Source organism: Desulfovibrio sp. ZJ369 (assembly GCF_011039085.1).
Classification (GTDB): domain Bacteria; phylum Desulfobacterota; class Desulfovibrionia; order Desulfovibrionales; family Desulfovibrionaceae; genus Desulfovibrio.
In genome coordinates, this window is sequence record NZ_JAAKEI010000059.1 from 1 (window position 1) to 9,680 (window position 9,680).

Sequence of the window (9,680 nt, forward strand, 5' to 3'; positions counted from 1 at the left end):
CGGGGTGATGTCCAGCACGCTGGTTTCAAACTTGTACTCGCCGCGCAGGCCCGCGCTGATGGCGTAGGCCGTCACGTCGCTCTTGAGGCTGTCCATCTGCATGGCCGCGGGCAGTTCCTGTTCCAGCTTGTTATAGGTGGAGGTGTAGTTCACGTCGGCGGTGAGGCCGAAGTTGTTCTTTGTCCAGCCGGCATAGGCGCCGATGCCCCAGAAGCTCATGTCATTGGTGGTTTCGTTGAAATCACCGGAGCCCGTGGCATAGCCGCCGCCGATGTTGAAGGTGATACCCGCGCGGATGGCGTTCTCAAAGGTGTAATCCGCACCAATGGCCACGCCGCCCAGGCCGCCGCTGTAGTCCATATTGAAGTTGCCGCCTTCCAGGCCCCAGCCGTTGGCGCTCTGGTACAGAGGCATGATCCAGAGGGCAAAGCCGGTCTTGGCGACCTCGGTTGCGGAAGCGCCGGACACGGAGCCGTCCGAAGCCATGCTCTGAATGGCGTTGCCGCCGGGCTGGGCCAGACTGGTGCGCTGGGTCACGGCATTGCCCGCCGCATTGTTGGCCGCCAGAGTCATTTGCGGAACCGCGCCGAGCAGAGCCATGCGCGCCGCGCTTTCAATGGTCACGGCGGCCTGCGTGGCGTCGGCCACATAGTTGCTGTCAGTGGCGCGGGAGAGGAAGCGGCGTCCCGGCTCGACCGCGAAATAGTCGTTGCGCGCGGCTGCATACATGCCTTGCGCTATGAGGCCCAGCTCGCCGTCCAGGGTGGGCAGCGCCTCGGCCGCGGATCTGGCCGCTGGCGTTACCTTCCCGGTGGCAGGATCAAGGCTGAGATCAAGAAATGAGGTGCTGCTGAGCAGATTGTCTCCGCTCCAGCCGTTTTGCTCTGTACCACTCTGGGTGATACTGACCGTACCGCCCACCAGGGTGTATTCTTCTCCTGCCTTGGCTCCGCTGATGCGCAGTCTGGCCCCATCGTTCACCGTTACGCCGCCCGCGCCTGTAATGGCGGGCTGCCCCCCGGCGGCGCTGACATCAAACGTGGAGCCGTTGTCGAATGTCAATGCGGAGGAGGTGCCCAGATTGATTTGCCCCGTTCCCTCGTTGCGCAGCAGGCCGCCGTCCTCCACGGTCATGCTTGCCTTGTCGGCCAGCTGAAGCTCGCCCGCATTGGTCACAGTGCCGCCGCTCTGGGTCAGTTTGTCCGCCTGCGTGCCGCCGCCCAGCGTAAGAGTGCCCGTTTCCGCGATATTCAGCGCGCCGCCCGTCATCTTCAGGTCTAAGGCTTTAGTTGTATCTTGGATGCTGAACTTGCCGGCCCCGGTCACATTGATCACCGCGCTGCCGCCAATAGTGTTCGAGCCAGTGTCGCTGAACATGATATGCGCATCCTCGCCCGCGGCTCCGTTCAGGGTCACGGTTCCGCCCGTGAATGAAAAACCGCTATCGCTGCCCGCGAACAACTGGCTGTTATCATTCATCTGAATCTCGCCGCCGGTGATCTGCAAACCCTGATACCCTCCGATGTATGCCGAAGCCGGGTCAGTGCCGCCGGTCAGCGTTATTGTGCCGCCGCTGATGGTGACCGTGTTGGCGTCAATGGAGGCAAGGCTGCCGGCATTTTGTATGCGCAGCGAGCCGCCGTCCATGACAAAGTCCATGCCGTCATAAGGAGTGGTGCCCCCTTGCCCCTTGTAATGGCTCAGGCGGCCCGTCACTGTCAGATCGCCCCCCTGCGTGACCCGAACGCTTGTGGCTTCGATATTCTGCATCCCCTCATTCGTATAGCCTTTGTCTGTGGCGGGATCCTTTTCCTTGGTGAATGAATCCGTACTGTCAATGATCACGGGCGAAGTATCCCAGTCGGCGGCCTGGGCCATGCCCGCGCCGCCCCAGGTCAGCACTCCGGCCACAGCCAGCGAGCCGAACACGTTGAGAACGCGGCACGTTGTGGACGCCGCGACATGTCTGCCGCCAGGATTCCCTGCCTTTTTCCTGCTGATCCGCATAACAAAAACCCCCTTATCAGAAATTAAGTACGCGCTTGCGTGTTTGATTTATTGATCAAAGAAATTACTTTTTCAAGTACTAAACATCATGTCTGCCAAAAAACATGCCCTGTACCCTCCTGGCAAAAGCAGGAGGGAGGCCTTTTCATGGAAGATAACAGCCTTGTATTATTGGGGAAAAGAATACGGGATCTGCGCCGGAAACACGGCTTCTCTCAGGAGCGCCTTGCCGAGCTGTGCGAGATCAGCTCGCGTCATCTGAGCGAAATCGAACGCGGCGCGTCCAACCCCAGCTATCTGGTGCTGGCGCGTATCGCGCAAGCGCTGCGCGAGCCTTTGGCGGGCGTATTGGATTTTGAACACGAGCGCGAGCCCGATGCCTTGCGCGAAGACATACTGAGCATGACCCGCAGGCTCAAGGGCGACGAGCTGCGCCGGGCGTACCGCGTACTGCGGGTATTGAGCGAATGAAGAGCTGAAAATGGACGCGCCCTGAACGACACAAGGCCGGAGAAAGACTCCGGCCTTGTGCGGCATGGGCAGGCAAAGCAAGAGGCGCGCTTACCCGCCCTGCTCCATATCCTCGGTGAGCACCATGTGCCGCGCGGCCGCGGTTTCGTCCAGCCGGCGCATGGGCAGGCTGATGGGAGCCCCGGCCAGGCTTTGGGGATCGCTTTTGCCCTGGGCCACGATTTCTTCCAGGGCCTGGATGTAGGCGTCCAGGGTCTGCTTGCTTTCGGTTTCCGTGGGCTCGGCCATCAGACATTCCCGGACGATCAGCGGAAAGTAGATGGTGGGCGCGTGAAAGCCGCGATCCAGCAGGGCCTTGGCAATATCCAGGGCGCGCAGGCCTTCGGGCGCGGAGGCCACGAACTCATGGGCGCAGAGCCGGTCGGCAAAGGGGATGTCCAGGGTCTTTTCCAGACGCTTTTTCAGATAATTGGCGTTGAGCACCGCATATTCCGAAGCGCGCGTGAGCCCCTCGCCGCCCAGGCGCAACATATACGCCAGAGCTTTGATCACCACGCCGAAACTGCCGTAAAACGGGCTCATATAGCCGATGGACTGCGGCAGCTTGTAGTCCAGATAAAAGCTCCCGTCCTCGCGCACGGCCACGCGCGGCGAGGGCAGAAAGGGCAACAGGCGCTCGCTCACGCCCACCGGGCCCGCGCCCGGGCCGCCGCCGCCGTGCGGGGTGCCCAGGGTTTTGTGCACATTGAGGTGAACCACGTCAAAACCCACGTCGCCCACGCGCATTTTGCCCATGATCGCGTTCATGTTCGCGCCGTCGTAATACAGGAGCGCGTCGATCCTGCGCAGCTCCTCCACAATGCGGGGCAGATGCACTTCCATGAGGCCCAGAGTGTTGGGGCAGGTCATCATCAGGCCGGCCACGTTCTCGCCGTGCTCGGCAATGGCCGCGATCAGGGCCTCCGGATCCACCATGCCGTCGCGCGACGCAATGTTCACGGTTTCAAAGCCCGCCAGCGCGGCTGAGGCCGGGTTGGTGCCGTGGGCCGCATCCGGGATCAGCATTTTTTTGCGCGCGCGGCCTTTGGCCTTGTGATAGGCGGCGATCAGCTTGACGCCCGTAAACTCGCCATTGGCGCCGGCCATGGGCTGAAAGGTGAAGGCCCGCATACCCGTGAGCTCGCAGAGCCAGCGCTCGGCCTCATAGAGGCATTGCAGCGCGCCCTGCGCGCAGGCCGCCCCGCGCGAGAGCTGGGCCAGCATGGGATGCAGGCGCGCAAAGCCCGGCAGCGCGGCAATGTATTCCGTGAACTTGGGATTGTATTTCATGGTGCAGGAGCCAAGCGGATAGAAATTGGCGTCCACGCTGTAATTGAGCCGGGAAAGGCCGGTGAAGTGGCGCACCACGTCCAGCTCCGAACACTGGGGCAGGCGCGGCGGCTGTTTGCGCAGCAGATTTGCGGGCAGCATCCGCGCGGCCGCGGGCGCGTCGGAATCGATCTCCCAGGCGCGGCGGCCGGGGACGGATTTGGCGAAAATGGTTTTCACAGCAGACCTCCCACTGTTTCGGCCAGAAAGCCGATCTGGCGGCGGCTGTTGAACTCGGTGCAGGCCAGCAGCAGCACATTTTCCATGCCCGGATAGTAGCGGCCCACAGGATAGCCGGGCACGCAGCCGTGGCTGGTGAGCGTGTCCACCAGCACTTCCGCGGGCATGGGCAGGCGCAGGGCCACCTCATTGCCGAAAGGCGCGTCATTGAGCAGCTCCACGCCCTTCAGGGCCGTGAGCCGTTCCACGGCGTAGCGCGCCAGGGCCATGTTGTTCTCGGCCAGGCGGACCAGACCGTCCGGGCCCAGCAAGGACATGTGAATCAGGGCGCGCAGGGCGCACAGAGCCTGATTGGAGCAGATGTTGGACGTGGCCCTGGCCCGGCGGATATGCTGCTCGCGGGCCTGAAGGGTCAGCACATAGCCGGTTTTGCCGTCCTGATCCGTGGTGCGGCCCACCACGCGGCCCGGCAACTGCCGGATGTGCTCCCTGCGGCAGGCCATGACGCCCAGGTACGGCCCGCCGAAGGAAAGCGGCTGCCCCAGGCTCTGGCCTTCGGCCACGGCCACGTCCGCCCCCATCTCGCCGGGCGTCTTGAGCACGGCCTGCATGACCGGGTATACGGAAATGATCCCAAAGGTCTTCTGCGCTCTGGCCTTGGCGAAAAGGTCGGTAAAGTCGGCCACCGCCCCGAAGAAATTGGGATTCTGCACGATCACGGCCGCGCACTGCCCGTCCAGCGCGGCCGCCAGGGCTTCCGGACGGCTGACGCCGTTTTCCTGCCGCACAGTGCGCAGTTCCAGATCCAGGCTTGAGATGTATGTGCCGAGCATGACCCGCCAGATGGGATTCACGGCCTCGTCCACCACCAGCACGCGCCGCCGGGTGGCGCGCACGGCCATCATGGCCGCTTCAAAAAGGGCCGTGCCGCCGTCGTACACCGAGGCATTGGCGCAATCCATGTCCAGCAGGCGGCTGACAGCGGTCTGAAATTCAAAAATGGCCTGCAGGGTCCCTTGCGAGCACTCGGCCTGATACGGTGTGTAGGCGGTGTAAAACTCGCTGCGCCCGGCCAGAGCGTCCACGGCTTTGGGGATCTGATGCGCGTAATAGCCCGCGCCCAGAAAGAAAATCATCTCCGACCGGTTTTTGGCGGCCAGATCCTCAAACCAGGCGCAGACCGCGGCTTCTCCCTGGCCTTTGGGCAACTCGAAATGCCTGGGGCGCATCTGCGGCGGGATGTCCGCAAAAAGATCATCCAGGCTGCGCACGCCGACCACGGAGAGCATTTCCTGCAACTCGTGCGGCGTATGAGGGATATAAGGCATGTGGACTCCTTAGAGCATTTTTTGATTGAAAATATTCATTTTCAATCACTGAGCTGCCATCATTTCGCGTCCAGAACGCTCTAATGCGCCTCTGTGGCGCAAAAGGCTTCGTACGCCGCGGCGTCCATCAGCCCCTGGGGCTTTTCCGCCAGTTTGACGCGGATCAGCCAGCCCTCGCCGTAGGGATCGCTGTTGCATTTTTCGGGCGCGTCTTCCAGGGCCGTGTTGACGGCAATCACAGCGCCGCTCACCGGCGACAACAGGTCGCTCGCGGCCTTGACCGACTCAATGGAGCCGAATTCCTGCTCCACGGCCAGCTCGTCGCCTGTGGGGGGCAGTTCCACATAGGTGATGTCGCCCAGGGATTCCTGCGCGAAGGCAGTGATGCCGATCACGGCTTCCTCGCCTTCCAGGCGCGCCCATTCATGGCTTTTGCTGTACAAAAGATCTGCGGGATTCTTGGACATGACTATGCTCCCTTGACTGAGGTTCACTGAGGTTCGTATTTTCCACTGTTCGGATCCGTGCGATCCGGCCCCATGCAAGCGCCGCCGCGGGCGCATTATTTCACTACAGTTTTTTGCGCGCCGTGCCGTCCTTGTAAAAAGGCAGTTGCGCGCGGCGCGCCGCCAGTTCGCTGCGGGCCGCGCGGATCACGAAATCTTCCTGATCGGCATGGGCCGCGTCCACCCAGGCAAGGGCGACCACACAGCCCAGCGAGGGCGCGAAAGAACCGCTGGTCACCCGGCCCACCTGCGGGCCGCCGGGCAGAATGAGCGCGTCGCCGTGGCGCGCGGCGCGGCGGCCCTGGATCACCAGGGGCACAAGCTGCTCCCGGATTGTCTGCGCGCCCGCCTTGCCCACATAGTCGGCCGTGCTGGTCAGCATCCGACCCATGCCCGCTTCGGCGGGGGAATGTTTCTCGTCCAGCTCGTGCCCGTACAGCGGCAAACCGGCCTCCAGGCGCAGCGTGTCGCGCGCGCCCAGCCCCACAGGCTTGACCCGGCCGTCGCCCAGCAGGCCGGTCCAAAAGGCCTCGGCCTTGTGCGAGGGCAGGTAGAGCTCAAAGCCCAGCTCGCCCGTGTAGCCCGTGCGGCTGACCAGCAGGGGCGCGCCGTCAAAGCTTGTCTCGCGAAAAGCGAAATACGGCAGATCGTGAAAGTTTTCCTTGAGCGCGCCTTCCAGCACGTCCAGGGATTCCGGACCCTGCAAATCGATCTTGGCCGTGGCTTCGGAAAGATCGGTCAGTTTTATGTTGTGCGGCAGGCGCTCGCGCAGGGCGGCAAAATCCCCTGCCGCGCAGGCCGCATTGACCACGATCATGAACGCGTCCGGCCCGAAACGATAAATGATGCAATCATCCAGCACGCCGCCAGAAGCGTTGAGCAGAAAGCCATAGCGGCATCTGCCGGGCGCAAGCGTCTCCAGATTATGGCTCACGGCGCGCGCCAGGGCCTCAGCCGCGCCCGGCCCCTCAATGCGGAACTCGCCCATATGGCAGATGTCGAAAAGCCCGGCATGCTGACGGGTATGTTGGTGTTCGATCAAAATGCCCTCGTACTGGATGGGCATCAGCCAACCGGCGAAAGGAGCCATTTTGGCCCCGTGCGCCTCGTGCCAGGCAGTGAGCGGCGTGCGCAGTTCCGACATGGATTCTCCCTTGCTGCAGTTTTTTTGGCGCGGCATATGCGGCCGGATCCGGTCACAGCAGCCTGTGATCGGCGCGAAGATTATAGCATGTTCCGGGGCAAGGCACAAGAAGGCCGCAACGGGGAAGGATTCACTTGTAGAATGATCTGGGAATTGTCGAGTTTTTAAACAAATTCGGCCGCCGCCAGACTGCGGATTTCACCGCAAAACACTCGCGGCTGAGTGCCAGGCATGAAGCCAAACCCCTCTGCCACCAGGTTGGAGCCATTTTGGAAAATTTGCCTGCCTTTTTCCCCAGGGGAGGAGACGGCGGACAGTCCGCGCACTTCGCAATCGCTCACGCATAAAGGGTTTACCGTGAAAAGAAAAATACTGTGTCTGCTGGTACTGGCGGTTCTCTCCGCACAACCGGCCCTGGCAGATATGCCACAAACCACTCCTCCGGCGGAGGATCAACACGCCGTTGTTCTCGGACAGCCGGAACTCGGAGCGCCAAACCCCGCGCCTGGGGAAAAGAAAAAGGACGCGCAAGCCCTGTTTGAAGAATCCTTGCGGCAGATGATGCCGCTGGATCAGGGGCAGATTCAGGAATACCGCGAGCGGTCGGCTCAGCGTGAACGCGCTCTCCTGCCGGTGTCCCCTGATCTGAACACGCGCACGGTAAGCGTATCTCTGGAGCCGGGTCATTCGCCTGTACCGATATTCACCACGGCCAATATTGCCACTTCGCTGGTGTTCCATGATTCCACGGGGCAGCCCTGACCCATTACATCCGTAACCAACGGCTAGAGCATTTTGCTTTTGAAGTTACCTAACTTATTTCAGGAAGTCCAAATATGTCTGATTAGCATGTAGTTTCAATATGTTAACCAGGCATCTTTGCCTTATCCCATCCACAAAAATCCACCTGCATCCACAAAAACCGTTGGTAGACACGTTGGTAGTCTTTTGGTAGGTCTGGGCTGTCAATGACGGCCTTTCCCAAGGTCGGGCAGTGCTGCACCCGGCCTTGGGAAACGGAGCGGGGTTCCCCTCTCGGCTACCGGAATATTTCTTGTAATATCTTGTATCAAAATGTTTTTTCAGAAATATGTTGGTAGCAGTCAGTCCAGCCGTACCAGGAAACACCACTCTGGAGGTGGCCGGATGAAACTGACCGACACAGTCATACGGCATGTCATAGCCAACGGCAAGATTCAGAAGCACTCGGACGGCGGGGGGCTGTTTCTCTACGTCACGCCTACGGGCAAAAAATCGTGGCGGTTGGCGTACCGCTTCGCGGGCAAGCAGAAGCTTCTTTCCCTTGGCCCGTATCCGTCCGTGGGCCTGCGCGAAGCGCGGGAAAAACGGGAAGACGCCAAAAAGCTGCTGCGGGAACATATCGATCCCAGCGAGGCCCGACGCCAGGCCAGAGAAGCGGCGGCGGAAGCGGCCCGCAACTCTTTCGAGGACGTGGCGCGCGAATGGCATACCAGGTATTCGCCGAAGTGGATCCCCGCATACCGAAAAACTGTCATTCGCATTCTGGAGGAAAACCTCTTCCCCCACATCGGCAAACGTTCCATCAACGCTATTACACCGAGGGGACTGCTGGCGGTTCTGCGGCGGGTGGAAGAACGGGGCGCGTTGACCATCGCCCACAAGGCGCTGCGTGATGCCGGACGGATTTTCCGTTACGCCGTTGTCACCGGCAGGGCGGAACATGACATTGCCGCCGATTTGCGCGGCGCGCTCGCGCCCACAGCTAACGGGCACCATGCGGCCATCACCGAACCCGTTGCCGTGGGCGAACTGTTGCGCAGGATCTACGCCTATGAGGGGAACTTTTTCATCTCCCGCGCCCTGCGTCTTGCGCCGCTGGTTTTTGTCCGTGCCAATGAGCTGATCCGCGCGGAATGGGAGGAAATCAACCTTGAGGCGGCGGAATGGCGCATTCCGGCGGAACGGATGAAGATGAAGCAAATCCATGTCGTGCCGCTTTCACGTCAGGCCCTGGCAATTTTCCATGAGCTGCATGAGAAAAGCGGCGATGGACGCTTTGTCTTTTCTGGCAACAGGGCGGGAAACGACGGCCCCATGTACAGAGGAGGTCCGTTGCGCGTCCTGCGGCAACTCGGCTGTGCCAGCGGCGAACATACCTTTCACGGCTTCCGGTCAATGGCGTCCACGCTCCTGAACGAGCTTGGCTATAACACAGACTGGATAGAGCGCCAGCTTGCCCACTGCGAGCGCAACGGCGTCCGCGCCGCGTACAACTACGCGGAGTATTTGCCGGAGCGACGACGCATGGTTCAGGAGTACGCCGACTATCTGGATATGTTACGCGGAAAAGTACGATAGACGGGATAAAATGAACTAGTTTCGACTTGATCGGACAGGTAGCCCTTGAAAAAGGAAGGGAACTCCGTTTTGATGGAAACGTAAACAAGCCATCAACCTGGCACCATGCCCACGGAGTTCCCATGCAAAGTTTCAACCAAAACGTCATCAAGCACAAGACCGGACTTCTCAATCTCGCCGCCGAACTGGGGAATATTTCCAAAGCCTGTAGGCTCATGGTTTTTCCAGGGATACGTTTTATCGATATCAAGCCGCCAGAGATGCCGGTGGGGTCGAGGCACTGTTTGACGTCAGCCGCAGAAAGCCCAATTTGAAAAACCGTGTGGAGGAGGCTGT

The 9,680-nt window shown here is 61.0% G+C and carries 8 protein-coding genes and 1 pseudogene; 4 read left to right on the forward strand and 5 right to left on the reverse strand.

Features of this window, described 5'->3' with window-relative positions; translation table 11 throughout:
• A partial coding sequence (locus G7Y51_RS12285; protein WP_165177905.1) for an autotransporter outer membrane beta-barrel domain-containing protein occupies positions 1-2,007 on the reverse strand: 2,007 nt, incomplete at its 3' end.
• A 147-nt stretch (positions 2,008-2,154) separates the two neighbouring features.
• Here G7Y51_RS12285 and G7Y51_RS12290 point away from each other — a divergent pair.
• A complete protein-coding gene (locus tag G7Y51_RS12290; RefSeq protein ID WP_165177907.1) occupies positions 2,155-2,478 on the forward strand; it encodes a helix-turn-helix domain-containing protein in 324 nt (107 codons plus the stop codon).
• A gap of 90 nt (positions 2,479-2,568) precedes the next feature.
• On the opposite strand, the gene gcvPB is transcribed toward G7Y51_RS12290, so the two are convergent.
• From gcvPB to gcvT, 4 genes are all read right to left on the reverse strand, one after another.
• On the reverse strand, positions 2,569-4,026 hold the full coding sequence (gene gcvPB, locus G7Y51_RS12295; protein WP_165177909.1) for an aminomethyl-transferring glycine dehydrogenase subunit GcvPB: 1,458 nt from the start codon (positions 4,024-4,026) through the stop codon (positions 2,569-2,571).
• Complete coding sequence (gcvPA, locus tag G7Y51_RS12300) at positions 4,023-5,354, reverse strand: aminomethyl-transferring glycine dehydrogenase subunit GcvPA (protein ID WP_165177911.1); 1,332 nt, start codon at positions 5,352-5,354, stop codon at positions 4,023-4,025. The genes gcvPB and gcvPA overlap by 4 nt, the downstream gene beginning before the upstream one ends.
• Before the next feature lie 80 nt (positions 5,355-5,434).
• Positions 5,435-5,821: a glycine cleavage system protein GcvH gene (gcvH, locus tag G7Y51_RS12305; RefSeq protein ID WP_165177913.1), complete on the reverse strand. Its 387-nt coding sequence runs from the start codon at positions 5,819-5,821 to the stop codon at positions 5,435-5,437.
• Between the two features lie 103 nt (positions 5,822-5,924).
• Positions 5,925-7,004: a glycine cleavage system aminomethyltransferase GcvT gene (gcvT, locus tag G7Y51_RS12310; protein ID WP_165177915.1), complete on the reverse strand. Its 1,080-nt coding sequence runs from the start codon at positions 7,002-7,004 to the stop codon at positions 5,925-5,927.
• A 357-nt stretch (positions 7,005-7,361) separates the two neighbouring features.
• Here gcvT and G7Y51_RS12315 point away from each other — a divergent pair, with 357 nt between their 5' ends.
• The 3 genes and pseudogenes from G7Y51_RS12315 to G7Y51_RS12325 form a co-directional block, all read left to right on the forward strand.
• Positions 7,362-7,766, forward strand: a complete 405-nt coding sequence (locus tag G7Y51_RS12315) for a DotH/IcmK family type IV secretion protein (RefSeq protein ID WP_206214335.1) — start codon at positions 7,362-7,364, stop codon at positions 7,764-7,766.
• A 384-nt stretch (positions 7,767-8,150) separates the two neighbouring features.
• On the forward strand, positions 8,151-9,344 hold the full coding sequence (locus G7Y51_RS12320; RefSeq protein WP_165177919.1) for an integrase arm-type DNA-binding domain-containing protein: 1,194 nt from the start codon (positions 8,151-8,153) through the stop codon (positions 9,342-9,344).
• Positions 9,345-9,466: 122 nt separating this feature from the next.
• Positions 9,467-9,680, forward strand: a pseudogene (locus G7Y51_RS12325) (helix-turn-helix domain-containing protein); the annotation flags it as partial.

What these genes read in the sequence shown, in the direction of transcription:
- gcvT (WP_165177915.1), bottom strand. Translation starts at nt 7,004, where the DNA reads ATGTCGGAACTGCGCACGCCGCTCACTGCCTGGCACGAGGCGCACGGG.
- G7Y51_RS12290 (WP_165177907.1), top strand. Translation starts at nt 2,155, where the DNA reads ATGGAAGATAACAGCCTTGTATTATTGGGGAAAAGAATACGGGATCTG.
- gcvH (WP_165177913.1), bottom strand. Translation starts at nt 5,821, where the DNA reads ATGTCCAAGAATCCCGCAGATCTTTTGTACAGCAAAAGCCATGAATGG.
- G7Y51_RS12320 (WP_165177919.1), top strand. Translation starts at nt 8,151, where the DNA reads ATGAAACTGACCGACACAGTCATACGGCATGTCATAGCCAACGGCAAG.
- gcvPA (WP_165177911.1), bottom strand. Translation starts at nt 5,354, where the DNA reads ATGCCTTATATCCCTCATACGCCGCACGAGTTGCAGGAAATGCTCTCC.